This window comes from Streptomyces sp. NPDC056347 (genome assembly GCF_042262625.1).
Taxonomy (GTDB): domain Bacteria; phylum Actinomycetota; class Actinomycetes; order Streptomycetales; family Streptomycetaceae; genus Streptomyces.
In genome coordinates this window covers 25,923-51,091 of sequence record NZ_JBHJQP010000018.1, presented here as the reverse complement: position 1 = coordinate 51,091, position 25,169 = coordinate 25,923, and the positions used below count along the sequence as shown (strand labels likewise).

24 protein-coding genes and 1 riboswitch are annotated in these 25,169 nt (G+C 72.9%); of the genes, 9 read left to right on the top strand and 15 right to left on the bottom strand.

Annotated features, from left to right (window positions below; all coding sequences use genetic code 11):
* Positions 1 to 2 precede the first annotated feature (2 nt).
* The 4 genes from ACFCV8_RS07145 to ACFCV8_RS07130 are packed head-to-tail and all read right to left on the bottom strand — an operon-like array spanning position 3 to position 6,857.
* On the bottom strand, positions 3 to 716 hold the full coding sequence (locus tag ACFCV8_RS07145) for a VIT family protein (protein ID WP_376684255.1): 714 nt from the start codon (positions 714 to 716) through the stop codon (positions 3 to 5).
* Between the two features lie 51 nt (positions 717 to 767).
* Positions 768 to 1,382 (bottom strand): hypothetical protein, encoded by a 615-nt coding sequence (locus ACFCV8_RS07140; protein WP_376684254.1) that lies wholly within the window; start codon positions 1,380 to 1,382, stop codon positions 768 to 770.
* Positions 1,379 to 1,702 carry a hypothetical protein gene (locus ACFCV8_RS07135; RefSeq protein WP_376684253.1) on the bottom strand — a complete coding sequence of 108 codons (324 nt, stop codon included), beginning with the start codon at positions 1,700 to 1,702 and terminating at the stop codon, positions 1,379 to 1,381. The genes ACFCV8_RS07140 and ACFCV8_RS07135 overlap by 4 nt, the downstream gene beginning before the upstream one ends.
* Positions 1,686 to 6,857 (bottom strand): caspase family protein, encoded by a 5,172-nt coding sequence (locus ACFCV8_RS07130; protein WP_376684252.1) that lies wholly within the window; start codon positions 6,855 to 6,857, stop codon positions 1,686 to 1,688. Before ACFCV8_RS07130 ends, ACFCV8_RS07135 begins: the two co-directional genes overlap by 17 nt.
* A gap of 305 nt (positions 6,858 to 7,162) precedes the next feature.
* Here ACFCV8_RS07130 and ACFCV8_RS07125 point away from each other — a divergent pair, with 305 nt between their 5' ends.
* From ACFCV8_RS07125 to ACFCV8_RS07105, 5 genes are all read left to right on the top strand, one after another.
* Positions 7,163 to 8,161: a DEDDh family exonuclease gene (locus ACFCV8_RS07125; RefSeq protein WP_376684251.1), complete on the top strand. Its 999-nt coding sequence runs from the start codon at positions 7,163 to 7,165 to the stop codon at positions 8,159 to 8,161.
* Between the two features lie 63 nt (positions 8,162 to 8,224).
* Entirely contained in the window at positions 8,225 to 8,458 is a 234-nt protein-coding gene (locus ACFCV8_RS07120; protein ID WP_072482991.1) for a hypothetical protein, read from the top strand.
* 81 nt (positions 8,459 to 8,539) lie between these two features.
* Positions 8,540 to 9,352, top strand: coding sequence for an SURF1 family protein (locus ACFCV8_RS07115; protein WP_376684250.1), 813 nt, complete (start codon positions 8,540 to 8,542; stop codon positions 9,350 to 9,352).
* A gap of 154 nt (positions 9,353 to 9,506) precedes the next feature.
* On the top strand, positions 9,507 to 11,306 hold the full coding sequence (locus ACFCV8_RS07110; RefSeq protein WP_376684249.1) for a glycoside hydrolase family 15 protein: 1,800 nt from the start codon (positions 9,507 to 9,509) through the stop codon (positions 11,304 to 11,306).
* A gap of 4 nt (positions 11,307 to 11,310) precedes the next feature.
* Positions 11,311 to 12,066 (top strand): SDR family oxidoreductase, encoded by a 756-nt coding sequence (locus tag ACFCV8_RS07105; RefSeq protein WP_376684248.1) that lies wholly within the window; start codon positions 11,311 to 11,313, stop codon positions 12,064 to 12,066.
* Positions 12,067 to 12,093: 27 nt separating this feature from the next.
* Here ACFCV8_RS07105 and amaP read toward each other — a convergent pair whose 3' ends face one another.
* Genes amaP through ACFCV8_RS07080 form a run of 5 tightly spaced genes read right to left on the bottom strand, consistent with a single transcriptional unit; the run spans position 12,094 to position 14,393 of the window.
* Positions 12,094 to 12,672, bottom strand: a complete 579-nt coding sequence (gene amaP / locus ACFCV8_RS07100; protein WP_376684268.1) for an alkaline shock response membrane anchor protein AmaP — start codon at positions 12,670 to 12,672, stop codon at positions 12,094 to 12,096.
* A 5-nt stretch (positions 12,673 to 12,677) separates the two neighbouring features.
* Positions 12,678 to 13,340: a DUF6286 domain-containing protein gene (locus ACFCV8_RS07095; RefSeq protein ID WP_376684247.1), complete on the bottom strand. Its 663-nt coding sequence runs from the start codon at positions 13,338 to 13,340 to the stop codon at positions 12,678 to 12,680.
* On the bottom strand, positions 13,337 to 13,699 hold the full coding sequence (locus ACFCV8_RS07090) for a hypothetical protein (protein ID WP_376684246.1): 363 nt from the start codon (positions 13,697 to 13,699) through the stop codon (positions 13,337 to 13,339). The genes ACFCV8_RS07095 and ACFCV8_RS07090 overlap by 4 nt, the downstream gene beginning before the upstream one ends.
* Positions 13,696 to 13,887: a hypothetical protein gene (locus tag ACFCV8_RS07085; protein WP_376684245.1), complete on the bottom strand. Its 192-nt coding sequence runs from the start codon at positions 13,885 to 13,887 to the stop codon at positions 13,696 to 13,698. Before ACFCV8_RS07085 ends, ACFCV8_RS07090 begins: the two co-directional genes overlap by 4 nt.
* A gap of 32 nt (positions 13,888 to 13,919) precedes the next feature.
* On the bottom strand, positions 13,920 to 14,393 hold the full coding sequence (locus ACFCV8_RS07080; protein ID WP_376684244.1) for an Asp23/Gls24 family envelope stress response protein: 474 nt from the start codon (positions 14,391 to 14,393) through the stop codon (positions 13,920 to 13,922).
* Between the two features lie 92 nt (positions 14,394 to 14,485).
* On the opposite strand from ACFCV8_RS07080, the gene ACFCV8_RS07075 reads away from it, so the two are divergent.
* Positions 14,486 to 15,187 (top strand): hypothetical protein, encoded by a 702-nt coding sequence (locus tag ACFCV8_RS07075; protein WP_376684243.1) that lies wholly within the window; start codon positions 14,486 to 14,488, stop codon positions 15,185 to 15,187.
* A gap of 47 nt (positions 15,188 to 15,234) precedes the next feature.
* Here ACFCV8_RS07075 and ACFCV8_RS07070 read toward each other — a convergent pair whose 3' ends face one another.
* From ACFCV8_RS07070 to ACFCV8_RS07060, 3 genes are all read right to left on the bottom strand, one after another.
* A complete protein-coding gene (locus tag ACFCV8_RS07070; RefSeq protein WP_376684242.1) occupies positions 15,235 to 16,026 on the bottom strand; it encodes an enoyl-CoA hydratase/isomerase family protein in 792 nt (263 codons plus the stop codon).
* A 146-nt stretch (positions 16,027 to 16,172) separates the two neighbouring features.
* The gene (locus ACFCV8_RS07065) at positions 16,173 to 16,394 is read right to left on the bottom strand and encodes a helix-turn-helix domain-containing protein (RefSeq protein WP_018518904.1); all 222 of its coding nucleotides are present in this window, start codon (positions 16,392 to 16,394) and stop codon (positions 16,173 to 16,175) included.
* Between the two features lie 343 nt (positions 16,395 to 16,737).
* The gene (locus ACFCV8_RS07060) at positions 16,738 to 18,336 is read right to left on the bottom strand and encodes an ABC-F family ATP-binding cassette domain-containing protein (RefSeq protein ID WP_376684241.1); all 1,599 of its coding nucleotides are present in this window, start codon (positions 18,334 to 18,336) and stop codon (positions 16,738 to 16,740) included.
* A 247-nt stretch (positions 18,337 to 18,583) separates the two neighbouring features.
* Here ACFCV8_RS07060 and ACFCV8_RS07055 point away from each other — a divergent pair, with 247 nt between their 5' ends.
* Positions 18,584 to 19,474, top strand: a complete 891-nt coding sequence (locus ACFCV8_RS07055) for a neutral zinc metallopeptidase (RefSeq protein WP_376684240.1) — start codon at positions 18,584 to 18,586, stop codon at positions 19,472 to 19,474.
* Between the two features lie 141 nt (positions 19,475 to 19,615).
* Here the strand turns inward: ACFCV8_RS07055 and ACFCV8_RS07050 are convergent, their stop codons facing one another.
* The 3 genes from ACFCV8_RS07050 to ACFCV8_RS07040 form a co-directional block, all read right to left on the bottom strand.
* A complete protein-coding gene (locus ACFCV8_RS07050) occupies positions 19,616 to 20,914 on the bottom strand; it encodes a hypothetical protein (protein WP_376684267.1) in 1,299 nt (432 codons plus the stop codon).
* A gap of 280 nt (positions 20,915 to 21,194) precedes the next feature.
* Positions 21,195 to 22,322: an alpha/beta hydrolase gene (locus tag ACFCV8_RS07045; protein ID WP_376684239.1), complete on the bottom strand. Its 1,128-nt coding sequence runs from the start codon at positions 22,320 to 22,322 to the stop codon at positions 21,195 to 21,197.
* Positions 22,323 to 22,388: 66 nt separating this feature from the next.
* Positions 22,389 to 23,048 (bottom strand): class II aldolase/adducin family protein, encoded by a 660-nt coding sequence (locus tag ACFCV8_RS07040; protein ID WP_376684238.1) that lies wholly within the window; start codon positions 23,046 to 23,048, stop codon positions 22,389 to 22,391.
* A 227-nt stretch (positions 23,049 to 23,275) separates the two neighbouring features.
* Here ACFCV8_RS07040 and ACFCV8_RS07035 point away from each other — a divergent pair, with 227 nt between their 5' ends.
* Together ACFCV8_RS07035 and ACFCV8_RS07030 are read left to right on the top strand one after the other, a co-directional pair.
* The gene (locus tag ACFCV8_RS07035; RefSeq protein WP_376684237.1) at positions 23,276 to 24,571 is read left to right on the top strand and encodes an anion permease; all 1,296 of its coding nucleotides are present in this window, start codon (positions 23,276 to 23,278) and stop codon (positions 24,569 to 24,571) included.
* A 32-nt stretch (positions 24,572 to 24,603) separates the two neighbouring features.
* Positions 24,604 to 24,834: a hypothetical protein gene (locus tag ACFCV8_RS07030; protein ID WP_376684236.1), complete on the top strand. Its 231-nt coding sequence runs from the start codon at positions 24,604 to 24,606 to the stop codon at positions 24,832 to 24,834.
* Positions 24,835 to 24,984: 150 nt separating this feature from the next.
* Positions 24,985 to 25,115: riboswitch (cobalamin riboswitch) on the top strand.
* Positions 25,116 to 25,169 lie beyond the last annotated feature (54 nt).

The window sequence follows — 25,169 nt, the reverse complement described above, 5'->3', positions numbered from 1 at the left end:
CCTCACACCCCCACCGCCCCCAACAACTCCCCCGCCCCGTAAGTAACCGCCATCGCCACCGCGCCTCCCGCCATGTTCCGCAGCACCGCCGGGCCGATCCGGGCCTCCCCGAGGCGGGCGCTCCACCAGCCGGTGAACGCCAGGGCCGCCAGCACCGAGACGACGGTGACCGGGAGCCGCAGCGTGGACGGCGGGAGCACGATGGCGAGCAGGGGCAGCAGGGCGCCGACCGTGAAGGCGAGGAAGCTGGCGCCCGCGGCGTGCCAGGGGTTGGTCAGCTCGTCCGGGTCGATGCCCAGCTCGACCGCCGCGTGGGCGCGCAGCGCGTCGCGTTCGGTGAGCTGGACGGCGGCCTCGCGGGCGACCTCGCGGCTCAGCCCCTTGCCCTCGAGGAGGCCGGTCAGCTCGTCGAGCTCCGCCTCCGGGGCCTCCGCCAGCTCGCGTTTCTCGGTCGCGAGGGCGGCCTGCTCGGAGTCCCGCTGGGTGGAGACCGAGACGTACTCGCCCGCGGCCATCGACATGGAACCGGCCAGGAGTCCGGCCAGGCCCGCCGTGAGGAGGGCGCCGCGGTCGCCGGTGGCCCCGGCCACGCCGACGACCAGGCCCGCGGTGGAGACCACACCGTCGTTGGCGCCGAGGACCGCGGCGCGCAGCCAGTTCAGCCGTGCGCCGAGTCCGTTCTCATGCGGTTCGTGATGCGTCCGGGTATCCGTCACCCCGGGATGGTCTCACCCCGCACGGCGACCCGGCGCGCACCGACACCACACTCAGCACCGTGGTGCCGGTGTGAGCGACCGGACGTCACCTGCCGGTATGCGCCGCAGCGCCTTCTTGCCGCTCATTCTGAGAGTCACCGCGTCGCCGTTGCTCAGCACCAGCTCCCCGCACGTGACACCGGCAGGCGTGGAGACCAGGACCTTCGGCCCGGCCGGCGTCTCTTCCTTGGCCGCTTCGACCGGCACGACCCAGGAGACCGCGATGGCCGCCACGACCGCCGACAGCCCGAGGACCGAACAGCGCCGCGCCGCGGTCAGTACGTCCTGGGTGTGCTCGACCTCGTCCATCACCGCGGACAGCAGCCGGTCTCCGCTCAGCCACATGCCCTGCCCGAGCCGGCCGTGCGCGGCACGCACCGCGGCGAGCGCCCCGGCCAGCAGCAGGGCGAACGCCAGGACGAGGAGCGCCGCCGTGGTCCAGCGCCATACGGCGGGCATCCCCGCGACGCTTTCGCGTCCTTTGAGGACGAAGACGACGCCGACCAGCCCGGTCAGCGCCGTGAGGCCGTTCCGCCAGCCCTCGGCCTGCTTCCGTACGGCGGTGAGCTGCTCGAGCTGGAGCTGCTGGCCGAGCTGGGCGAACCGCTTCCTGGTCAGGTCCGTCATGGCACCGGCACGTCCCAGAAGGCGCCGCAGCCCGTGTCGGGGGACTCGGAGGGCCGGTCGGGGTGCGGGTACCCGCACTGGCAGTAGACCAGGATGTTCCCCGCGTGCGGTTCCGGGGTCCTTCCGCGTCCGAGGCGCCCTCGGCCCTTGTACGGGCCGAGTACGCCGTACGCCACCCGGAACACACCGTCCGCATGGCAGTTCGGGCACGGGCCCGTGACCGTGTACCAGCGGCCGTCGGCGGAACGCGCGACGACGGGGTTCCCGGCGGGCGTGAGCTGTTGCTCGCGGAAAGGTGTCAGGTCATGAGCGGGCGGCATCGGGCTTCCTCTCCTGGTGGGCGTCGCGGTACGGCACCGCGGGCGGGGTCGGTGCCGGGACGTCGGGGTACGTCTCCGGCACGTCCAGGCCGAACACTCCGGCGTACAGGCGCAGTCGCTCCACGACCTGGGCCGTGGTCCATTCGAGCTCCCGCGCGCTGACGGCGATCCGCTCGCCGGACACCCGGCCGCCGAGCGCCGGGGCGCGGCCGGTGTACTCCTCGGTGAGCAGGATCAGATCCTGCCACAGGGGAATGTCGGAGAACTCCGGCCGCTCGACGAGCAGTTGGACCCCGAAGGGACGGTAGAGCGCAAGGCGGTCCCAGGCCCGGTCCATCGGCCAGCCGAAGCGGGCGGCGACCCGCAGGAGGTCGACCGGCCCGACGGGCCGGTCACCGGCGAGGTCGTCCTCGAACATCGCGATGTCGTGCTGGGTGGGGCGCCACCGCGCCCACTCCGCGTCGGCCGCTTCGTCGTGGGGCTGCCACGGGCCGCCGAGCGGGGCGAACCGGCTCAGCCTCTCGACGCTGTCGCCGAGGGTGCCTTCCGTGCTCAGCGCGTGCTGGGCCAGCCTGCCCGCCCGGATCTCCGTCAGCCAGCGGACCCCCTCCGGTGTCCACTCGCAGCTGGCCTCCGCATCGGCCGCGCCGACACGTTGGCCGGACAAGTGCCCGGGCAGGGGTCCCATCGCGTCCTCGGCGCCCAACAGCGGGGCGAGCTCGGCGAGCTTCGCGTACACCACACCGAGCGGAAGGCCGCGTGCGGAGGCGGCCAGCAGGGCATAGGCGGAGTCCAGCCGGGTCGGGCCCGCCACCGCTTCCATCCGGGCAAGGGCCCACGACCAGGGCATGAGGAACTCCATGTCGTCCTGTGGAATCCCGAGCCAATGACCAGCGAGTTCCGGAGCCCGGGCGTCCACGAGTCCGGACTCCGCCAGGCTCGTCAGCGCCTTGATCATGTCAGCGGTGTCGGCCTGGCACGCGCGTGCCGTGACGGCTATCTCCGCGAGCGGCGCGAGGTACGGCGACACCTGCGGACGGACCGTGTACGGCTGGTAGTTCTCGTGAGGCACGGCCGGGTCCGCCACCAACGCGGCCTCCAGTTTGGTGAAGGTCCGGTCCTTCAGCCCGTCCAGGTCGGGAAGGGTTCGGTTCATCCACGCGAACCACGGGGCGAAGCGCTCATGTACCTCTCCCACCGTCATCGACGTCACGGCGGAGGCCATGGCCCAGAATCGGGCGGACGGACCGTGTTCCCCCGACCAATAGGCGCGCCCGAAGGCGGCTTCCACCTCGGTGTGCCCCACACCTTCCCCGGTGTCGCCCCCGGTCTGCGCCATGACCGCGTCCGTGGCCAGCCCGAGCCACTCGTACCGCCGGACGACTTGTTCGAACTCCTCCTGCGACGGCGGCCGGACGTCGCCGAGGTGACGCCCGTCCCCAGCGAATGCCGGATGGCGCCGCAGCACCCGCATCTCCCGCTCCGTCGCGACCGACTCCGCGGGCACCTCACCGAGATCCGCCGACAGCGGCGCCAGGGGGAATCCCACCTCGCTGAATCGCCGGGCCCTCGTCAACGCCTCCCGCAAGGGAAGCCCCGCACCGACGGAGAAGCGGTCCAGCACCGACAGCACTGACAGCACCGCAGAAGGCTTCGTCTCCTGTTCCAGCTCCCCCTTCTCCGCCCACATGGTGATCAGCGAATAGAGGAAGCCCTCGCTCCTCACCAACAACTCGCGGTCAACGGAGTCGAGTTCGAACGCGTGGGCGGCATCGAGATCAGGAACGGCGGGTACCTGGACCCCGGCGATGGCGTATCTACGGAGCCTGGCGAGCAGTCCGGCGAAACTCAGGGACTGGTCACTCGAGTGCGGCACCACCGCCTCCGCCAGTCTGACGCCGCCGCGGTACCGCATCACAACGGCCCCGCTCTCCCACGGCACGGGCTGCGGATACCCGGCCAGCGAGTCCGGAGCCGGCGCGGCTACCCACTGGGATTCCACCGGGATACGCGCCCCCCGCAGGGCGGCCACGCGCCACGCCACCAGACCGGCCCTCGTCGCCCCGAAGGTCTCGTGCTGGATCTCGATCGGCTTCTCGCCCCGGTGGAGCACGAAGTCCATCGGGAAGCATCCGATCTCACGCAACGCGATCCCGGTGGCCCGGTCCCAGCTCGTCGCACTGGCCACGGTCGCATCCGCCCCGATGAGCCTGGCGACCAGCAGCTCCGCGTTCCCGCGTTGGCTGTTCGCGAAGCTCCAGAGCCACTCCATGGTGAACCACGGGGGAATGTCCATGCGTTCCGCCATGGAACGCACCTGCTCCGCGACCCATGCCTTGTCGTACGTGAGGATTGCCGTTCTGCTGGTGTTCAGATCGGGGGAGTGCGTCTCCCTGAGGTCGACCACGCACCCGAACAGCCCATCGCCGATCCGGTTCAAGCGCGGGTTGAACGAACCGCCCTGCCTCAGTTCCTGCTCATGTGTCGCTGTCCAGATCCCGTCCACCAGCAGGCAGCCCCGCCCCGGTACCCACCAGGCGTCGCGGCCCGCCCGGACCGGGGTCGTACGGTCCCCGTTGTAGTAGAGGATGTCCTCCTCCCACTCCCTGACCACCGCACCGGCCCGCTCGACCCGCATCGAGAAGTCGCACCGCCACACGTACTTGGCCAGTTCGGCGGCCACGTCGATCGCGTCGTCGTTGAGGTAGAGCCGCACCCTGGTCCCGCCGCCCGGCTGGGAGGCGTCGCTCTCCTTGATGCGGAAGAGGCTCCCGCTCGACGCGATGTCCACCCGCAGACCACGGCCGGACTCGGGGCGGCCGAACTCGTCCGTGACCCGTGTCCAGATGCTGATCTCGTCGGCCAGCATGAAGTAGCTGAACACCCCGATGCCGAAACGGCTGTTCGCGAAGAGTTTGAGGTCCTTGTCCACGGCCCGCCAGCGGGCCTGTTCCCTGCGGTACTCCCTGGACTGCTCGAACCGGCGCCCGGCGCGCGAGAAGGTGCTGCGCAGCACGGTCTGGCTCATGCCCACGCCGTTGTCCTCGCACTCCACATAGGCGCGGCCGTCCTCGTCCACGCCCTGGCGGAAGACGATCCCGCCGTCCCACTGCTGCCGGATGTCCGCCTTCAGCACGCCGTACCGCACCCGCGCCCGCCGGTAGCGGCAGGCGTCCAGGGCGTTCTGGTAGAGCTCGCGCAGGGCCAGCATCCGGTCCCCGTAGAGCTGGGAGCCCATGAGGAGTTCGCGCATCTCGTCCTCGGCGAGGCTGAACCGCATCAGCGGCAGCCCGTAGGCGTCTCCCCGGTCGGCGGCGTTGTACTGCGGCCGGAGCTTGCGGCAGGTGACGCGTTCGGGAAGGTAGGCGAGCGGGCCCGTGGGTTCGCCCGGTGCGAGGTGCTGCTTGATGTGCTGCACGGCGTCGTCGGCCCAGCCCGTCAGTGTCTCCAGGGCTGCGTGCACCGCCGGGTGCGGGCAGGGCAGGTCCAGGTCGATGCAGTTGCCGAGCCGGTCCCTGGACCAGCGCAGCTCCTGGACCCCGGTCACGGCCTGGGCGGGCACGAGGCCGTCCGTCACGCCGATGTTGTCCACCATGACGCCCGGCATGTCCCGCAGGTCCCCGCCGAGCAGCCCCGCCAGGCCGATCAGCCAGGACAGTTCCCTGGGCCGCCACCGTTCGGTGGGGCCGGTGCGGGGCGCGAGTTCCGACGGCCGCTGCGGCTCGCCCACGGGTTCGCGCTCCCCCGCGTACGGCTGCGACGGGGGCACGGCGGTCTGGCGGCAGACCCGCGTCAGACCGTCCAGGAACTCCGCGAACCGGGGCGACTCCTCGCTGGTGCCGAGCATCGCGAAGGCCAGCGGACGCAGCAGGCCCGGGGCGTAGACGTCCCAGAGCTCCTCGCGGCCCAGGACGTGGCGGTGCATCAGCCACGCGGCGACGGCGGTGGCCTCCTCCTCCGCGCCCCTGCCCGCCAGCTCGCGTCCCTTGCGCCAGATCAGCGGGTGCGCCGCGTAGGTGTGCTCCAGGTCGATCCGGGCCGGGCCGGCTCCGAGCTCGCCCGTCGCCGGCTCCAGCCGGAAGGGCTCCGCGGGCGCCGCCTCCTTGATCCCCATGGCGAACACGGCCTCGCGGACGAAGGGCGCCGCCATGAGCACGGCCAGTTCGCAGGGGTCCAGCACCGGGCCGCCCCGGGTCACCGACGGGGCCAGCAGGGGGCGCAGTCCCGCGGTCAGGACCCGTACCGGATAGCCGTCGTCGGCCCAGGGGTCGGCGGCCTCGGCCAGGGCCGTGGCCCGCAGCTTCGCGCACTCGGCGGTGAGGCGCACCAGTGCCTGCTGGAGTGCGCGTCTGCGGTCCTCGCCGCACTGGACGGCCGTCCACAGCTCGGGGTCGCCCACGGCCACCGACCACTCCTCCTGGAGGGTCCGTCCGGAACAGACCTCGGCCCCGGCGATCGCGCCCGGGCCGCTCGGCGCGTACTGCGGATGGGGCCGCTGTTCGTGCTGTGCCGCCCGGGCGAACTCGGCGGTCCTGCGCGTGGTGTGGGAGATCACGTCCCCCACGGTCCGCGGCGAACTGTCCGAGGCCAGGGCCTCCGCGAGCGCCCGGGTGAAGTGGCTGCCCTCGTGGTCGTCCGAGCCGCAGGTCTGGCCCGCCTCGCAGCCGAACAGGACGGCCACCCGGTCCCGCCACGAGGGGAAGTTGGTCGCGGGGCCGCCGAAGGACGCCTCCGCGTCGGGGAACGCGTCCCGGCAGGCGTCGACGGTGAGCAGGACGGTGCCCGCCCGGCAGCCCTTGAGCAGGGTGGTGAGGTCGAGTTTGATCAGGCTGCCGGCATCGACGTGAGGAGGGTCCGTCGACCAGTTGAGCTGGGCCTCGGAGGGGACGAGGTAGTCGGATCCGTCCACCGAGAGCCCGTGCCCGGTGAAGTGGATCAGTACGGTGCCGTCCTCCGGCGCCGTGCAGCAGACCCTGCTGATGGCGCTGACGATCCGGGAGCGCAGCGCGGGACGGTCCGGGGCGAGCCCCAGCGTCTCGACGCTGTATCCGGACGAGCGCAGCGCGGTGTCCATCAGTTCCACGTCCTTGACCACCGCATGGGTCAAGTCCGGGAAGTGGTCACTCAGTTCGTACTGCGGTACTGCGATGAGCAAGGCCTGCCTGCTGTCGCCCACGGCCGCCGTCGCCTCCCCCCGTCAGGCCTGATCGGTACGGATCACCTTGCCACAGACGGCCCGGCGGCCCGACGGGTTCGGCGACTCCCGGTCACCGGACGCACACCGTCCGGTTCGGCGTGAAGGCGGCGGGCGTCCGGTCCGGGGCCGGGGGCTCGAACCTGCGGGCACCAGCCACCTCGCCGGGTGTCCCGCGGCGCCCCGGCGGACTGGTCCGGCCCTTCCCGAACAGGGGACCGGGTCGTTCCCGAATAGGAGACTGTCAGTGGCGGCCCGTATTCTCTGTGACCATGCTCGACGACCGCCAGACCGCAGCACAGTGGCCGACCGCCTACCCGCAGGGGTACGCGGTCGTCGACGTGGAGACCACCGGGCTCGCCCGGGACGACCGGATAGTGTCCGCCGCCGTCTACCGTCTGGACGCGCAGGGCGATGTCGAGGACCACTGGTACACCCTGGTCAACCCCGAGCGTGATCCCGGCCCGGTCTGGATCCACGGGCTGACCAGCGAGGTGCTGGAGGGCGCGCCGCTCTTCCCGGAGATCGCCGCCCAGCTCTCGGAGCGGCTCACCGGCCGCGTGCTCGTCGCGCACAACGCGGCGTTCGACTGGTCGATGCTGGCCCGGGAGTACGCACGGGCCTCGGTCGTCGCCCCCGTCGAGCAGCGGCTGTGCACCATCGCGCTGGCCAAGGAGCTGCGGCTGCCGCTGCCCAACCACAAGCTGGAGTCGCTGGCCGCGCATTTCGGCGTCGTGCAGCAGCGCGCCCACCACGCGCTGGACGATGCCCGGGTGCTGGCCGAGGCGTTCCGGCCGAGCCTGCACGCGGCGGCGCGGGACGGGGTGCGGCTGCCGCTGCTGGAGTGCCGGCCGCTGACCGAGTGGTCGGATTCGCCGGTCACGCCGAGGGTCGGCTACCAGTCCTCGTACGGTCACGGCAGCTGGCGCCCGTCGCGCAAGCGCCCGGCGTGCCCGTATCCCAACCCGGGGCGGTACGAGAAGGACAAGCCGCTGATGCAGGGGATGCGGGTGGCCTTCTCCGGGGACACCTCCATAGACCGCGAGCTGCTGGAGGACCGGGCCGTGGAGGCCGGGCTGCACGTGGCCACCAGCGTGTCCCGGCTGACCAGCCTGCTGGTCACCAACGACCCGGATTCGGCGACGACGAAGACGGTCAAGGCGAAGTCGTTCGGCACTCCGGTCGTGGACGAGAGCGCCTTCACCCACCTGCTGCGCGACGTGGCACCGGCAACGGCCCGGCAGGCCGCGCCGTCATCGGAGTGAACCGGCGCGACTCGCCCGGCCGCCGCTCGCCCGTCGCCGTCCTCCCGCTCCACCCTGTGGCGCATGGCACGTTGCGAGGTTTGCGGAAACGACTACGGCATGTCCTTCGAGGTGCACGCGCAGGGCGCGGTGCATGTCTTCGACTGCTTCTCCTGCGCCATTCACCGGATGGCGCCCATCTGTGAGCACTGCCGGGTCCAGATCATCGGCCAGGGCGTGGAGGTCGACGGGCACTGGTTCTGCGGCGGCCACTGCGCCCGCGCCGAGGGGAAGGTGGGCATCATCGACAAGGTCTGAGCGACGGCCCCTTTGCCCCCCGGGCCCGCTTCCACCCACCCCTGCGCACGGCGCCCCACGACGCGGTTGTACGGTCGTGGGGTGTACCGCTTCCTGTTGACCCGGCAGTGGATGGCTCTCGCCCTCCTCGTCCTCGTCCTGATTCCCACGATGGTCGAGCTGGGCTTCTGGCAGCTGCACCGGCACGAGCACAGGGTCGCGCAGAACGCCCTGATCTCCCGCAACCTCAAGGCGAAGCCGGTTCCGGTCGCCTCGCTCACCTCCCCGGGGCACACCGTTCCGCGCTCCGACTACTGGCGGACGGTGACGGCCACCGGCACGTACGACGCCACGCACGAGGTGGTGGTGCGCCGCCGGACGTCGACCGACGGCCGGATCGGGGTCCACGTACTGATCCCGTTCGACCTCAAGGGCGGCGGCACGGTCCTGGTCAACCGCGGCTGGGTACCTTCCGCCGCCAGCCAGAGCGCCTTCCCGGACGTACCGCTCACGCCCGAGGGCGAGGTGACGATCACCGGACGGCTGAAGGCCGACGAGACGACCGGCACCAGCGGCATCAAGGACATCTCCGACCTCCCGGACCGTCAGGTCATGCTGATCAACAGCGCCCAGGAGGCCGAGCGGCTCTCCCGGCCGGTGCTCGGCGGGTACGTCGAACTGACCGCCCCCGAGCCCACCGGCGGCTCCCCCGAGCTGATCGAGACCCCGGACTCCGGCTCGATCGGCCCGCACATGGCGTACGCCGTGCAGTGGTGGCTCTTCGCCGCCGGAGTCCCGGTCGGATACGTGGTCCTGGCCCGTCGCGAGAAGCGCGACCGGCTGGAGGCCGCGGCGAAGGAGGCCGCCGGGGAACAGCCCGCCGAGCCGGAGAAGCCGGAACCGGCCACGGCCTGACGCCTCCACCGACCACACCCGCCGTACCAGTCGCACCCAGCCGTACCGGTCATGCCCGCCGTGTCCGCCGGATGCCGGGCACGGCGTCCCGGCCGGGTGACCCCTGCCGTCCGGGTCTGCTTAACCTGCCGCAGGTCCGGGAACACGGCAGAACGTGACCCCACGCATCGAGGACTACGCCCTCATCGGCGATCTCCAGACGGCGGCCCTGGTCGGCAGAGACGGTTCCGTCGACTGGTTGTGCCTGCCCCGCTTCGACTCGGGCGCCTGCTTCGCCGCGCTGCTCGGCGACGAGGAGAACGGCCACTGGCGGATCGCCCCGAAGGGCGCGGAGGTCTGCACCCGGCGCGGCTACGCGGGTGAGTCGCTGGTCCTGGAGACCTTCTGGGAGACCCGTACCGGCACCGTCAAGGTCATCGACTTCATGCCGCAGCGGGACAGGGAACCCGATGTGATGCGGATCGTCGAGGGGGTCAGCGGCACCGTCGAGATGAGCTCGGTGATCCGGCTGCGCTTCGACTTCGGCTCGGTGGTGCCGTGGGTGCGCCGCTCGCAGGGCCACCGGGTGGCGGTCGCGGGGCCCGACTCGGCCTGGCTGCGCAGCGATCCGCCGGTCAAGACCTGGGGCCAGCAGTTCTCCACCTGCTCCTCGTTCACCGTCACGGCGGGCGAGAAGGTGGCGTTCGTACTGACCTGGCATCCCTCCCACTCGCCCCGTCCCGATCTGGTCGACCCGCACGAGGCGCTGGAGAACACCCTGTCCGACTGGGCCGAGTGGTCGGCGCGGTGCAAGTACCGGGGGCCCTACCGCGAGGCGGTGATCCGCTCGCTGATCACGCTGAAGGCGCTGACCTTCGGCCCGACCGGCGGCATCGTGGCGGCGCCCACCACCTCGCTGCCGGAGGAGATCGGCGGCGTACGGAACTGGGACTACCGCTTCTGCTGGCTGCGGGACTCCACCCTGACCCTCGGCGCCCTCGTCTCGGCCGGATATCTGGAGGAGGCCGCCGCCTGGCGGGACTGGCTGCTGCGGGCGGTCGCCGGGGACCCGGCCGACCTCCAGATCATGTACGGGCTCTCGGGCGAACGCAGACTGCCCGAGGCGGAGCTGCCGTGGCTGCGCGGATACGAGAACTCCGCCCCGGTCCGGATCGGCAACGCGGCGGTCCGCCAGCGCCAGCTCGATGTGTACGGGGAGGTCATCGACTCGCTGCGGCTCGCCCGCGAGGCGGGCCTGGACGACAAGCCGCACGCCTGGAACCTCCAGCTCAGCCTGCTCGGCTTCCTGGAGTCCACCTGGCGCGAACCGGACGAGGGGCTGTGGGAGATCCGCGGCCAGCGCCGCCACTTCGTGCACTCGAAGGTGATGGCCTGGGTCGCCGCCGACCGCGCCGTACGCACGCTGGAGAGCAATCCCGCGCTGGCCGGTGACGCCGAGCGGTGGCGGACGATGCGGGACGCGGTGCACCGGGAGGTCTGCGAGCGGGGTTACGACCCGGTGCGGAACACCTTCACGCAGTCCTACGGCTCCCGGAACCTGGACGCCGCGACCCTCCTGATCGCCCGGACCGGCTTCCTGCCGCCGGACGATCCCCGGCTGATCGGGACCGTCGACGCGGTCCGGGCCGAGCTGGGCCGCGGCTGCCTGCTGCGCCGCTACAGCACGGACGGCGCCTCGATCGACGGGCTTCCCGGCAGCGAAGGGGCGTTCCTGGCCTGCTCGTTCTGGCTGGCCGACGCCCTGATCATGACCGGGCGGGCGGAAGAGGCCCGGGATCTCTTCGAACGGCTGCTGGAGCTCCGTAACGACGTGGGGCTGCTCGCCGAGGAGTACGACACCGTCGGCCGCCGTCAGCTGGGCAACTTCCCGCAGGCGTTCAGCCACATCGGGCTGGTGGGCACCGCCATGGCGCTGGCCGGTGAGGACACCCTGGAGCCCGACGCGGCAGGATAGGGGCATGGATCTTGGACTGAAGGACCGTGCGTACATCGTCACCGGAGCGACCCGGGGGCTGGGCAACGCCACGGCGCGGGTGCTCGCCGCCGACGGCGCGAAGGTGGTCATCACCGGCCGTGACGCGGGGCGCGCCGAGGCGGCCGCCGCCGAGCTGGGGCCGGACGCGGTCGGTCTCGCCGCCGACAACGCCGACCCCGATTCCGCGCGGCGGCTGATGGAGGCGGCGCACGAGCGGTTCGGGCGGCTGGACGGCATCCTCATCAGCGTCGGCGGCCCGGCACCCGGTTTCGTCGCCGACAACACCGACGAGCAGTGGCAGTCCGCCTTCGATTCGGTGTTCCTGGGCGCGGTGCGGCTCGCCAGGGCCGCGGCGGCGGTGCTCGGCGAGGGCGGGGTGATCGGTTTCGTGCTCTCCGGCTCCGTGTACGAGCCGATCCCCGGGCTCACCATCTCCAACGGGCTCCGGCCGGGCCTCGCAGGCTTCGCCAAGTCCCTGGCGGACGAGCTCGGTCCCCGGGGCATCCGGGTGGTGGGGGTGCTCCCGGCCCGGATCGACACGGACCGGGTACGGGAGCTGGACGCCCTCTCGGGCGACGCGGAGGCGGCCAGGGCGGCGAGCTCGGCGCAGATCCCGCTGCGCCGGTACGGCACTCCGGAGGAGTTCGGCCGGGCCGCGGCGTTCCTGCTGTCGCCCGCGGCCTCGTACCTGACCGGCATCATGCTGCCGGTCGACGGCGGCTACCGGCACGGCTTCTGAGGCCGGGCCACCCCCGGCCGGCGCCGGTCAGCTCACCCGCTCGGCGCGGTGCCCGACCGCCCTCAGCCGCACCTCGGCGGGCAGCTCGGCCAGCCCCGCCGCATCGCGCGCATGGGCCAGCGCCTCGTCCGTGAGGCGGCCGAGCGCCTCGTCCGGCGCCGCGTGCGGCTCCATCAGCAGACCGATCCGGGCCCGGGGTGCGCCACGCCGCCCGGTCAGCGCGACCCGGGCGCGGGCCACCCCGTCCAGCGTCCCCGCCTCCGCGGCGAGCGCCGCCTCCAGGGCCCGGCCGCGCAGGCGCGCCCCCTCGCCGTCACCGCTGTCCACCAGCACCTCGGCGAGGCGGGCGCGGCGCAGCTGGGCCAGCAGCCACCACAGGGCGAGCACCACCACGACGGCGAGGACGGCGATGACCACCGGCCACCACCAGCCCTCCCCGCGCCAGCGGTCCCGGTCCGCCGCGGAGAGCAGCACGTCGTCCCCGCCGTGCCAGGGCCACCAGGACGGCACGGCGAGGCCGGCCCCGGCGGCGAGCACCGCGCCGCCGCCGCAGACCATCACCAGCCCGGCCAGGCCCAGCAGTACCCGGTTGACGGTCCTGAGCAACGGGTTCACCCCTTCTTCGCGGGCCGGCGCACCTGGACGGTCAGGCCCGGCGGCCTGGCCAGCCCCAGCTCCCTGATCCCGGTCCGGAGCACGGTGTCCAGATCGGCCCGTACGTCGTCGAGTTCGCGGAAGTGCGACACGGCGCGCACCGCGGCCCGGCCCCGGCCCATCCGGACCCGTACCGACTGCACCCCGGCCACCTCGACGGCCCGGTCGCGCAGCACCAGGGCGGCGGCGGAGCGGTCGAGCGCGGCCCGGACGCCGGGGCGGTCGCGGCGCATCGGCAGCAGGGCGCGCAGGCCCGGAGTGGCGGCCAGCACGAGCAGCCACAGGCCGATCAGTACGGCGAGGGCGGCGAGGCCGAGCAGCCAGGGGCTGGAGAGCGGGCGTTCGGCCAGTTCGCCGGCGAGGACCCGGCGCCACCGCATCGCCGGCCGGCCGGCCCGTACCGCCGCCACGTCGTAGAGCAGCAGCCCGCTGCCGCCGAGGAGCACGAGCGCGAGGAGCGCCGCGGGGATGCGGCGCGGCGACCAGAAGCGGCCCGTCCGGCCGCTCCGCGCCCTGCGCGCGGGCGCGGGGTCGTACGAGGCGGACGAGCCGGACGGATCGATCTGGAGGACCTCGCCCTCACGCTGCTCCGTTCCGCCGGGTCCGTGGGGCTCGGTCATCGGACCCTCCCCCGCGCCGCGGTGCCCGCACCGGTCGGATGCAGGCGCTCGACCTGAACGATCACTTCGGGCACGTCCATCCCCGCCAGTGCCCTCACCCGTTCGACGACCCGGCGGCGCACCCCGCCGCACCGGCGGCCGATGTCGCAGGGGTAGCCGAGCTCCAGGCTCACCCGGACGCGGGCGGTGTCGCGGTGCACCGTGACCGTGGCGCGCGGTGCGACAGCCTCCTCGGGCTGTTCGTCGACCGCCTCCTTCGCCGCCTGTGCGGCGATCTTGGCGACCACCCGGTCGGCGATCCGGGTCTCCCCGCGCTCCGCCGCCGCGATCCGGCCGCTCGTTCCCGGCACGGCCGTCACCGGCGCCGGTCGTCGCGCTCGCGACTCCGGAAGAAGTCACCGGGCTCCAGATCGCCCTCCAGGAAGCGGCCGACGACGAAGCCGACCGCTCCGAGGGCGGCCACCAGCAGGAAGGCCCCGAAGCCGCCGAAGTACCCGGCGAATCCGAGTGCCATGCCGGCCACCATGCCGACCACCGCCATGTTCATCGTGCGCTCCTCGGCTCACTGACTGCGACGGGCTACTGGAGACGCGGCTCGGGCTGGTCGTCGTCATCGGTCTCGTCGGGCAGCTTCACGTCGCTGACCGCGATGTTGACCTCGACGACCTCCAGCCCGGTCATCCGCTCGACCGCGGCGACCACGTTCTCCCGTACGTCTCGGGCGACCTCGCCGATCGAGACGCCGTAGTCGACGACGATCTCCAGGTCGAGCGCGGTCTGGGACTCCCCGACCTCCGCCTTCACCCCCCGGGTGACGGACTTGCCGCCGCCGGGCACCCGGTCGCGCACCGCGCCGAAGGTCCGTGAGAGGCCGCTGCCCATCGCATGGACGCCGACCACGTCACGGGCCGCCATGCCCGCGATCTTCTCGACCACCCCGTCGGCGATGGTCGTACGGCCGCGGGTGGCGGCAGCGCCCTGGCCACGCTTGGTGAGCGGGCTCGCTTCCTTGTCGGGGTTCTCGGACCGGTTCCGCTGCGTGGTTTCGGTCATCACCGTGTTTCCCTTCGGGCGGATTTGCACCTCTTTGCCCACACTAGGTGTGCTTGCCCGGTCTCGCGCCATGGATGCGGCAGGCTGGGGAAATGACCACGGCTGACGGCCCGCGCGGGGCCGAGGGACGGACGGCGGCGGACCGGCAGAGGGCGGGGCGGGCCGTCCGGGTCGCGTCGGCCCGCTCCCGACGGCCTCCGGGCCCCGGACGGCTGCTGCCGCTGGGCGGCCCGGCGGACGGGGCCTGGATCGCCGAGCGGACGGCGGTCGCCGTGCTGCGCCGTGCGGTGGCGGGGCCGGGACCGGGCCCGGTGCTCGGGGCGGTCCGGATCAGCACGGCCCGCCCGGAGACGGGGGCGCTGCGGATCGAGGCGGCCATGTCGGCGGTGGCCGGGCGGCCCCTGCCCGAATCGGCCGAGGCGCTGCGCTCGGCGCTGCTGGCGGCGGCCGACCGGCGGCTCGGCCTGGTGGTGGGCGCGGTGGACATCCGGGTGACGGAGCTGCTGGACGCGGCACCGGCCGGGCCCGCCTTGCCCCCGGATTCCCGGGTGCACGGGGTGGCGGCGAAGGGCGCGGCGGAGGAAGCGGCGGCGGGCGTTGCGGGCGTGGTGACACTCACCCGGGAGCCCGGACACCCGGTGCGCCGGTCCCCGGACCGGATCAAGATCGCGCTGGCGACGGACGCGGACCACCGGGCACTCGACGTGGCCCTCGCGGTACGGGGCGCGGTGGCCGCCGCGGCGGCGACGCCCCCGGTCGCGGTGCTGGTAACCGCGGTGGTCGAGCGGGACTGAGCGCGGGACGGGTCCGGGGTCCGGGCCGCCCCGCGCGGCCCCCGGACTCAGTCGGCGAGGCCCGCCAGGTCGCGCAGCCGGCGGCCCTGTGCGGCACGCTCGGCGACGCGCTGCTCCTCGTAGCCGCGCGAAACGGCACCGCCCAGCAGCGCCTTGGTCTCCACCACGGCGTCGCGCGGGGCGGCCAGCAGCGCGCCGGCCAGGTCCCGGGCCGCCGCGTCCAGCTCATCGGCGGGCACCACGAGATTGGCCAGCCCGGTGCGCCCGGCCTCCTCGGCGTGCACGAAGCGGCCGGTGGCGCAGATCTCGAGCGCGCGGGCGTACCCCACCAGGTGCACCAGGGGATGCGTGCCGGTGAGGTCGGGCACCAGGCCGAGGCTGGTCTCGCGCATGGCGAACTGCACGTCCTCGGCGACGATCCGCAGATCGCAGGCGAGGGCGAGCTGGAAACCGGCACCGATCGCGTGCCCCTGGACGGCCGCGATCGACACGAGGTCGTTGCGGCGCCACCAGGTGAACGCCTCCTGGTACTCGGCGATGGTCGCGTCGAGCTCGTCCTGCGAGCCGCGCGCCATGTCGAGGAAGGACGGCTCACCGTCGAACCCCTCGGGGGTGAACGCCTGCCGGTCGAGGCCCGCGGAGAAGGACTTGCCCTCACCGCGGAGCACGACGACCCGCACGCTGCCGGGCAGCGCCCGGCCGGCTTCCGTCAACGCCCGCCACAGAGCGGGAGACTGGGCGTTGCGCTTGGCCGGATTGGTGAGGGTCACCGTGGCGACCGCGTCGTCGACGGTGAGTCGTACGCCGTCCTTGTCGAGCACGGGGTCGAGCGAGGTCATGGGGCGCCTCCGGATCGGTTCAGTCAACGTGCGGAGCTAAGTGACTGAACAGTAACCACCCGGTCCGCATCGCTGCCGACCGGGTGGCACACCGAACCGATGAGCCCCGGGACGGGCCCTGCGGCCTGCCCCGGACACCGGGGCCGTCAGGCCGTGGCGGCCTTCTTGCCCCGTGTCGCTCCGCCGCGTCCCCGCAGCGTGACTCCGGACTCGCTGAGCATCCGGTGGACGAATCCGTAGGAGCGGCCGGTCTCTTCGGCCAACGCCCGGATGCTCGCACCGGAGTCGTACTTCTTCTTCAGGTCTGCCGCGAGCTTGTCGCGCGCGGCGCCGGTCACCCGGCTGCCCTTCTTCAGAGTCTCGGCCACCCGTGCCTCCTCATGGGAAGTGCGCTCTGGACTTCTCATGATCACCCCTCAAGGGCTTCCTGGCCACCCATTCGGCAAGGTCCGTGCGCGCGCGTTCGCCGCCGGAGAAGGGCCGAACCTGTCCGGAATCCCGTATTCCGTGGGGTTGTGGCGGTAGGTGGGGCACCGTTCAGGACGAATGGGCAGGTCAGGGCCGTCCGGGCGGTACGGCCCGCCATACGGGTGGGCCCGGCGGGTTCGCGCCGGGCCCTGCGACCGGGTACGAGACGCCCTCACGCAGATGATGGATCACGCGTAGGCCGAATGATCCAGGCAGGTGGGACCGCACGGGCGGCGGGCCGGATCAGGCGAGCGCGACCAGGTCCCGGTAGTCCGCGCCCCACAGGTCCTCGACCCCGTCGGGCAGCAGGATGATGCGCTCCGGCTGGAGGGCCTCGACCGCTCCCTCGTCGTGCGTGACGAGCACGACGGCGCCCTTGTACGTGCGCAGCGCGCCGAGGATCTCCTCGCGGCTGGCCGGGTCGAGGTTGTTCGTCGGCTCGTCCAGGAGCAGCACGTTGGCGGAGGAGACCACCAGGGTCGCCAGGGCGAGACGGGTCTTCTCGCCGCCGGAGAGGACCCCGGCGGGCTTGTCGACGTCGTCGCCGGAGAAGAGGAAGGAGCCCAGCGTCTTGCGGACGTCGACGAGGTCGAGGTCGGGCGCCGCGGAGCGCATGTTCTCCAGGACCGTGCGGTCCGGGTCGAGGGTCTCGTGCTCCTGGGCGTAGTAGCCGAGCTTGAGACCGTGGCCCTCGACGACCCGGCCGGTGTCGGGCTTCTCGGCGCCGCCGAGGAGGCGGAGCAGGGTGGTCTTGCCCGCGCCGTTGAGGCCGAGGATGACGACCCGGGAGCCCTTGTCGATGGCGAGGTCGACGTCGGTGAAGATCTCCAGCGAGCCGTACGACTTGGACAGGCCCTCCGCCATCAGGGGGGTCTTGCCGCAGGGGGCGGGCTCCGGGAAGCGGAGCTTGGCGACCTTGTCGGAGACGCGGACCGCCTCCAGCCCGGAGAGCAGTCGCTCGGCGCGCTTGGCCATGTTCTGCGCGGCGACGGTCTTGGTGGCCTTGGCTCGCATCTTGTCGGCCTGGGAGTTGAGGGCCGCGGCCTTCTTCTCGGCGTTCTGCCGCTCGCGCTTGCGGCGCTTCTCGTCGGCCTCGCGCTGCTGCTGGTAGAGCTTCCAGCCCATGTTGTAGATGTCGATCTGCGAGCGGTTGGCGTCGAGGTAGAAGACCTTGTTGACGACCGTCTCGACGAGCTCGGCATCGTGGGAGATCACGATGAAGCCGCCTCGGTAGTTCTTGAGGTAGTCGCGCAGCCAGGCGATCGAGTCGGCGTCGAGGTGGTTGGTCGGCTCGTCGAGCAGCAGGATGTCGGCGTCCGAGAAGAGGATGCGGGCCAGCTCGACGCGGCGGCGCTGACCGCCGGAGAGCGTGTGGAGCGGCTGGCCGAGCACCCGGTCGGGCAGGCTGAGCGCGGCGGCGATGGTGGCGGCCTCGGCCTCGGCGGCGTATCCGCCCTTGGTGAGGAACTCCGTCTCCAGCCGCTCGTACTTCTTCATGGCCTTCTCGCGGGTGGCGCCCTTGCCGTTCGCCATCCGGTCCTCGTTCTCCCGCATCCTGCGCAGGATCTCGTCGAGGCCGCGGGCGGAGAGGATGCGGTCGCGGGCCAGCACGTCGAGGTCGCCGGTGCGGGGGTCCTGCGGGAGGTAGCCGACCTCGCCGGAGCGGGTGATCGTGCCGCCGACGGGGCTGCCCTCGCCCGCGAGGCACTTGGTGAGCGTGGTCTTGCCCGCTCCGTTGCGGCCCACGAGGCCGATGCGGTCACCCTTCGCGATGCGGAAGGAGGCGGACTCGATGAGGATGCGGGCGCCGGCACGCAGCTCGACGCCGGAGGCGGTGATCACGGTAATACTCCAGGGCGGTTGGACGGCTTACGGGACGAGGGCGGAGATGTCTCGACGCCGCTAATGCACAAGGAGAATTGCCATGCGGCCATTCTACTGGCGGTATGCAACTGCTTTTCCGTGCACACCCCCGGCACCTGCCCGGCACCGCGCCGCCGCACGGCCGAAAAAGGGCGTTGTGGTGTGACCTGTCCGATACTCGGCGGAGGCGGGGGACCCCGATGACCGGAGCGCGAGGCGGTGCCCCATGCAGTTCGACGACGACGCCGGCCTGGACACGTCCGAGGTCCAGGACGTGCGCGGCAGCCGGATCCCGGGCGGCCGGGCCACCGTGGGCGGCGGCATCGTCGGGATCATCGCCTTGCTGCTGGGACTGTTCTTCGGCCTCGGGCCCGAACAGCTCGGCCTGTCGTCCGGCGGTCCGGACACGGCACCGACCTCGTCCACGGCCGCCCAGGTGGAGCAGTCCTGCCGGACCGGGCGGGACGCGAACACCCGGGACGACTGCCGGATCGTGGCGGTGGTCAACAGCGTGCAGGACTACTGGAAGCAGGAGTTCCGGCAGCGCGGGGCCGCGTACACGCCGTCGAGGACGGTCCTGTTCAGCGACCGGATCGGCACCGCGTGCGGCGCCGCCACCTCGGCGGTCGGGCCGTTCTACTGCCCCGGTGACCGGCAGGTCTATCTGGACCTGGGGTTCTTCGACGAGCTGCGGACGAAGTTCGGCTCCAGCGGCGGCCCGTTCGCCCAAGCCTATGTCGTCGCCCACGAGTACGGCCACCACGTACAGGATCTGCTCGGGACGCTCCAGCGGTCCCAGGACGGCCGGACCGGCGCGAACAGCAACTCCGTCCGGGTGGAGCTCCAGGCGGACTGCTACGCCGGGGTCTGGGCCCACCACGCGACGACCACGCCGGACGAGTCGACCGGGCGTCCGCTCATCACCTCGCTGACCCGGGCGGACGTCCGGGACGGGCTCGACGCGGCGGCCGCGGTCGGCGACGACCGCATCCAGGAGAGGTTCCAGGGCCGGGTCACCCCGGAGTCCTGGACGCACGGCTCGGCCGCCCAGCGCCAGCAGTGGTTCACCACCGGCTACCGCGAGGGCGACCTGGCCTCCTGCGACACCTTCCGCTGAGCACCGGCACCGGCGGCGCCCGGCGGAGAAATGAGAGGCAGATCACACGGGCGGGTCGGCCCGCGCGGCGCTTCGGTGCGTACGCGCCGGGTCGGCGGGCCTCCGGGCAGCAGACCCGGGGCCGCCGCCCGGTGCGGGGCGTCAGGCGCCGCCGGTGTGCACCTGGAACGCGGCCCGGCGTACCGCCTTGGCCAGCGCGGGGTCCGGATGCGCGGCGGCCAGGGCCACCAGCACCTGCACGGTGCGCGGGTGACCGACGGCGCGCACCTCCTCCAGCAGGGCCGGGACGGTGCCCTGGACGGCCGAGTCGAGGTGGCGGACCAGCAGCCCGGTCTCGCCGTGGTCGGCGACGGCCGCCGCGGTGTCGACCCAGAGCCAGGTGGCCTCCTCGCGGCTGAGGACGTCGGGGGCGTCCTCGGGGTCGGCCCCGTCGTACTCGGCCAGCCAGAGCAGCGCGTAGGGGCGCAGCGAGGAGTCGGTGAGGACGGCGCGGACCTCGGGCTCGGCGGAGGCGCCGACGACCCGGAGCGCCTCGAAGGCGAGCCCGCGCAGGAGGGCGTCCTCGCCTCGGGCGACGTCGAGGAGTTCGGCGACGGCGCTGCCGACGGGGCGGGCGGCCAGCCAGGCCCGGTACTCGTCGCGGGCCGGGCCGGGGGTGAGCCGGGCGCAGCCCAGGAGCATGTCGGCGGCGGACTGCTCGATGTTCCCGGCCGGGCTCTGGGCCGCGACGCAGATCTGTTCCAGCTTGACCCAGACCGCCCAGTTGCCGAGCGGGGTGAGGGTGGCGTGGTCGGCGGCGAGGGTGAGCGCGCCGACGGCGGCCAGCCCCTCCAGGGCCCAGTCCAGCAGGGCGGCGGGGTCGGCGGGCGGGGCGGGTTCGGCCGGTCCGGGCAGCGGCTGCGGACCGTAGGGCACCTCGCAGCGCTCCTCGCGGAGTTCGGCGACGCGCTGGCCGAGCAGGTCCAGCAGCGCGGGCACGGTGACCGGGCCCGCCGAGAGCTGGAGGAGGGAGAGAACCTGGGGCACCGCTTCGACGGCCTCGGCGACGGCGGTGGATTCCAGGTCCGCGGGTGCCGGGTGGACGAGCGACCAGGCGTCGAAGAGCGCCACCCAGCCGCGGAGCACGGCGGAGTCGTCCCGGTCCCAGGCGCGCAGCCGCCAGCCGGGGCGTGCGGTGTCGCCGTGCAGTTCGACCAGTCCGGCGAGCCTGGCCCGGTCCCAGCCGGAGCGCACCTGGGCCGGGGACAGTTCCAGAGCGGTCGCGGCCCGTTGGAGCGCCTGGGCGGCGAGGGGGGGTGTGCCGGGGGCCGCGCCGTCGGCCGCCCAGCGGGCGATGCGTACGGCGTCGGCGAGAGCGGTCCTGGCCTGGCGGGCCAGTTCCGACCGGGGTGGGGTGCCCTCCGGCGGGCGGGGGGCCGGCCTGGTGCGCCGGGTGGTCACGGCCTTGCGAGCGGTGGCAAGGGGTCGCGGGCGGACAAGTCGCAGCCTGGAGTCGCGCGGGTTACGGGACGTCACGGGTAGCAGTCTTGCCCCTGACGGCCCGAAAGCCCAAACGGAACCCGAATTCCCGGTGGAGCGGCCGATGAACGGGGTCCGGGACCAAAAGGGGCCGATCCCCTCCCATCGGGTCACATCAGCTCTCCCGCCGGGTCACGTCACCGGGCGCGCTCCCGGGCCGGCGGTCGTATCGCCGGGCGGATCGGCCGGGTCATGTCACCGGTCACATCAGAGGAGTCAGGAAGCGGCGCAGGGTCTCCTCGTAGCGGGCCGGGTCGGCGTTCCACATCGCCGCGTGCGGTGCCTGCGGGACGGTGTGCAGGGCGATCAGGTCGGGGCGGCGGTCGGCGAGGTCGCGGGTCGGCTGCCAGGGCGAGAGCTGGTCGTCGGGGCCGTGGAAGATCAGGGTCGGGGCGTTCAGGGCCCGGGCGAGGGTGTCGTCGAGGAGCCGGGCGCCGTGCAGTCCGGTCTGGCCCTCGGCCGCGCGGAGGGCGAGCGGCAGCAGGACGGCCGGGACGCCGCGGGCGGCGGCCAGGGCGCGCAGGGTGGCGGCCCAGTCCAGCACCGGGGAGTCCAGGACGAGCCCGCCGATCCGGTCGCGCAGGGCGGAGTCGACGGCCGCGTGCAGTGCCATCGAGGCGCCGGTGGACCAGCCGTGCAGGACGACCTTCCGGGCCCCGTACCGGACGGCGAAGCGGATCGCGGCGTCCAGGTCGCGCCACTCGGATTCGCCGAGACGGGAGAGGCCGTCCGGGGAGCGCGGGGCTCCGGCGTCGCCGCGGTAGGCGAGGTCGAGCACGGGCAGCCGCAGCTCGTGCAGGAATCCCATGAGGTTCATGGGGTGTTCCCGGGTGGTGCCGAGGCCGTGCACGGTGATGACCCAGGTGTCGCGGGGGCCGGGTACGAACCAGGCGGGCAGGACGCCGAGTTCGCCGGGGATCTCGACCTCCTTGTGGCCTAGGCCGAGGGCGGTGAAGGGGTCGCCGCTGTGGAGCTGCGGAGTGACGCGGACCTTGGCGCCGGGCTCCAGGGTGCCCCGGTCCACGCGTTCCAGCCGGCGGACGACGGTGTCGGGGGCGTGGTGGGCGTGTTCGATCACCGGGCCGACCACGGCGTGGACGTCGTCGCCGACCAGTCCGTACGTACCGGGGCGCAGGGCGGTGAAGGAGCGGGTGAGGGTGACCTGCCCGGCCGCCGTGGCGTGGACGGTGAGTCTGCGGTCGGCGGGGAGCGGCCGCCCGGCCGGGGCCCTGAGGGCGGCGTCGCTGGCGTACCGGCCGGCCGCGACCGCCGCCGCGCCGACGCCGAGGACCGTGGTGACGGCTGCTGCCGTGATCGTTGCCGGGCGCACGGCTCCAGTGTCGTGGCGGGCGGGGCGCGCGGCCAGCGGACGGGGCCGTCCGCTGGGCCGGTCGGGTCAGCCCGGCTGTCCGTACCCCTTGAGCGCCTCGCCCACCTCGTCGAGCTGCTCCGGGGTGAGCAGGCTCGGGGAGCGTCCGGGGACGGAGCTCGCGGCGAGCCAGAGCCGGCAGAGCCATTCCAGCTGGGCGGTCCGGTCGTACGCCTGGTCCAGGGTGGCTCCGTAGGTGACGGTGCCGTGGTTGCGGAGCAGGCAGCCCGTGCGGTCCCGCAGGGCGGTGAGCATGTGCCCGGCCAGTTCCGGGGTGCCGTAGCGGGCGTAGGCGGCGACGCGGACGGGGCCGCCGAGCATGGCGGCGGCGTAGTGGACCGGGGGGATCTCGGTGACCAGGGTGGAGACGGCCGTGGCGTGGACCGCGTGGGTGTGGACGACGGCGGCGGCGTCGGTGTTCCGGTAGACGGCGAGGTGGAGCGGGAGCTCGCTGGTCGGGGCCATCGTGCCGAAGAGGCGGTTGCCCTCCGGATCGACGCCCACGGCGTCCTCGGGGCCCAGCCGGTCGTAGGGCACTCCGCTCGGTGTGACCAGGATCGTGGAGCCGACCCGCGCCGACACGTTCCCCGAGGTTCCGACGACGAGCCCCTCGGCCGCCGTCCGGCGCGCGGTGGCGACGACGCCGTCCCAGGCCCGCCCGATCTCGTCACATTGCTGATCGCTCATACGCCGAAGCTGATCGCTCATGGACCGATCCTGTCAGTCCGGGGAGGTGATGGGTACGGGGCCGATCGGACCTGGGCGTTCCACTCGTCCGAGGGAACGGCCCCGAACGGAAACGGAATGATGTGACTCCGGTTGGAGTCACCACAGTGCCCTCCCCAGTTCATCTTCCGTTTACCCAGGTTGCCTACGGTCCACATGCCAATGACGTCGAACGATTGCCTGGGTAAATGGAACACATCACGCTGCTCCTCGCGATTGTGATCGTGACAGCTCTAGTGTTCGATTTCACGAACGGTTTCCACGACACCGCGAACGCGATGGCGACCACCATCTCGACCGGTGCACTCAGACCGAAGACCGCGGTGGCCATGTCCGCCGTTCTCAATCTCGTCGGCGCGTTCCTGTCGGTGGAGGTCGCCAAGACGATCTCCGGCGGGATCATCAACGAGGACGGGCTGCGCACAGAAGTGATCTTCGCGGCACTCGTCGGCGCCATTCTGTGGAATCTGCTGACCTGGCTGGTCGGGCTGCCGTCCAGCTCGTCGCACGCCCTGTTCGGCGGTCTGATCGGCGCGGCCGTGATGTCGGCGGGCTGGTCGTCCGTCAACGGCGGCACCGTCGTCACCAAGGTGCTGCTCCCCGCGGTCGCCGCCCCGATCGTCGCCGGTCTCGCCGCGCTGCTGGCCACCCGGCTGACGTACCGGATCGGCGGGAAGATCCGCAACGAGGCCCAGGAGAAGGCCACCGCCAAGGGCTACCGGGCCGGTCAGATCGCCTCGGCCGGACTGGTCTCCCTGGCCCACGGCACCAACGACGCGCAGAAGACCATGGGCATCATCACACTGGCCCTGGTCACCGGCGGGGTCCTGCACCCCGGGGCCAACCCCCCGGTCTGGGTGATCGTCTCCGCCGGCATGGCCATCGCGCTCGGCACCTACCTGGGCGGCTGGCGCATCATCCGCACCATGGGCAGCGGCCTCACCGACCTCAGGCCGCCGCAGGGCTTCGCCGCCCAGACCAGTGCGGCCACGGTCATCCTGGCCTCCTCGCACCTCGGCTTCTCGCTCTCCACCACCCAGTCCTGCTCCGGCGCCGTGATGGGTGCGGGTCTGGGCCGTCAGGGCGGGGTGGTCCGCTGGTCCACCGCCACCCGGATGTTCGTCGCCTGGGGTCTGACCCTGCCGGCCGCCGGCCTGGTCGGGGCGGGCGCGGAGCTGCTCACCAAGCAGGGCACCTGGGGTGTCGTCGTCGTGGCGGCGCTGCTGGTCCTGGGCTCCGGCTCCATCTGGCTGCTCTCCCGCCGCAAGCCGGTCGGCCACGGCGACGTCGCCCCGGCGGACGCCGGGGCCGTGGCCGGGGTCCCCGCCGAGCCCGCCGGGGTCGTCACCACGGCCATCGCCGCCGTCAGCCCGCCGCCCACCGTCGCCCAGGCCACGGCTCCGCTCGCGGCCGCGAGCGTCGTGACCGCCGTCCCGGCCGCGTCCGGCACCCCCCAGGACCCGGCGCGACCCGCCACCGTCTGACCGGTCCCGCACCGACCGTCTAAGGATTCAGCATGAAAATCGACTGGGCAGCCCTCGGTTCCGTGTTCGGCGTCTCCCTCGTGGTCACCGTCGCTCTGGTGGGCCTCTTCACCCTGGGCATCGTCGGCCTCTCCAAGCAGGCCGAGCCCGCGGCACAGGGCGGCTCCGGCGGCTCGCTGCTGCTGGCCCGCGCCGGTGCGTACGCCTGCTTCGCGCTGTGCGCGGCGGCCGTCGGGTACGGCATCTATCTGATCGTCGCCTGAACCGCCCCGCGTACGCCCCACATCGGGCCGGACACCCCCGGGTGTCCGGCCCGATGTGGGTATCAGCACACTGCGCCACCGCAGGTCAACGGCAGGTTGACGGGCCTTCACGGGGCGTGGTGGACTGCCGGAGCCAATCACGGCGACAGCAGAGGAAGCCGGTGCGAATCCGGCGCGGTCCCGCCACTGTCACCGGGGAGCGGTCCCCCACACCGGACGTCACGGCGCGCGCGAGCGGGCTGGAAGGCCGGGGGCCCGCGGATCCGGGAGCCAGGAGACTCTCGTCGCCGGTCACGTCGAACCAGGGCGCGGACCCTGAGTGAGGACATATCGCC

Bases quoted from the DNA above. Each gene is read 5' to 3' on its own strand.
- ACFCV8_RS07095 (WP_376684247.1), bottom strand. From the start codon at position 13,340: ATGACCGAGCCCCACGGACCCGGCGGAACGGAGCAGCGTGAGGGCGAG.
- ACFCV8_RS07120 (WP_072482991.1), top strand. From the start codon at position 8,225: ATGGCACGTTGCGAGGTTTGCGGAAACGACTACGGCATGTCCTTCGAG.
- ACFCV8_RS07080 (WP_376684244.1), bottom strand. From the start codon at position 14,393: ATGACCGAAACCACGCAGCGGAACCGGTCCGAGAACCCCGACAAGGAA.
- ACFCV8_RS07055 (WP_376684240.1), top strand. From the start codon at position 18,584: ATGCAGTTCGACGACGACGCCGGCCTGGACACGTCCGAGGTCCAGGAC.
- ACFCV8_RS07035 (WP_376684237.1), top strand. From the start codon at position 23,276: ATGGAACACATCACGCTGCTCCTCGCGATTGTGATCGTGACAGCTCTA.
- ACFCV8_RS07040 (WP_376684238.1), bottom strand. From the start codon at position 23,048: ATGAGCGATCAGCAATGTGACGAGATCGGGCGGGCCTGGGACGGCGTC.
- ACFCV8_RS07075 (WP_376684243.1), top strand. From the start codon at position 14,486: ATGACCACGGCTGACGGCCCGCGCGGGGCCGAGGGACGGACGGCGGCG.
- ACFCV8_RS07105 (WP_376684248.1), top strand. From the start codon at position 11,311: ATGGATCTTGGACTGAAGGACCGTGCGTACATCGTCACCGGAGCGACC.
- ACFCV8_RS07030 (WP_376684236.1), top strand. From the start codon at position 24,604: ATGAAAATCGACTGGGCAGCCCTCGGTTCCGTGTTCGGCGTCTCCCTC.
- ACFCV8_RS07085 (WP_376684245.1), bottom strand. From the start codon at position 13,887: ATGAACATGGCGGTGGTCGGCATGGTGGCCGGCATGGCACTCGGATTC.
- ACFCV8_RS07140 (WP_376684254.1), bottom strand. From the start codon at position 1,382: ATGACGGACCTGACCAGGAAGCGGTTCGCCCAGCTCGGCCAGCAGCTC.
- ACFCV8_RS07070 (WP_376684242.1), bottom strand. From the start codon at position 16,026: ATGACCTCGCTCGACCCCGTGCTCGACAAGGACGGCGTACGACTCACC.
- ACFCV8_RS07135 (WP_376684253.1), bottom strand. From the start codon at position 1,702: ATGCCGCCCGCTCATGACCTGACACCTTTCCGCGAGCAACAGCTCACG.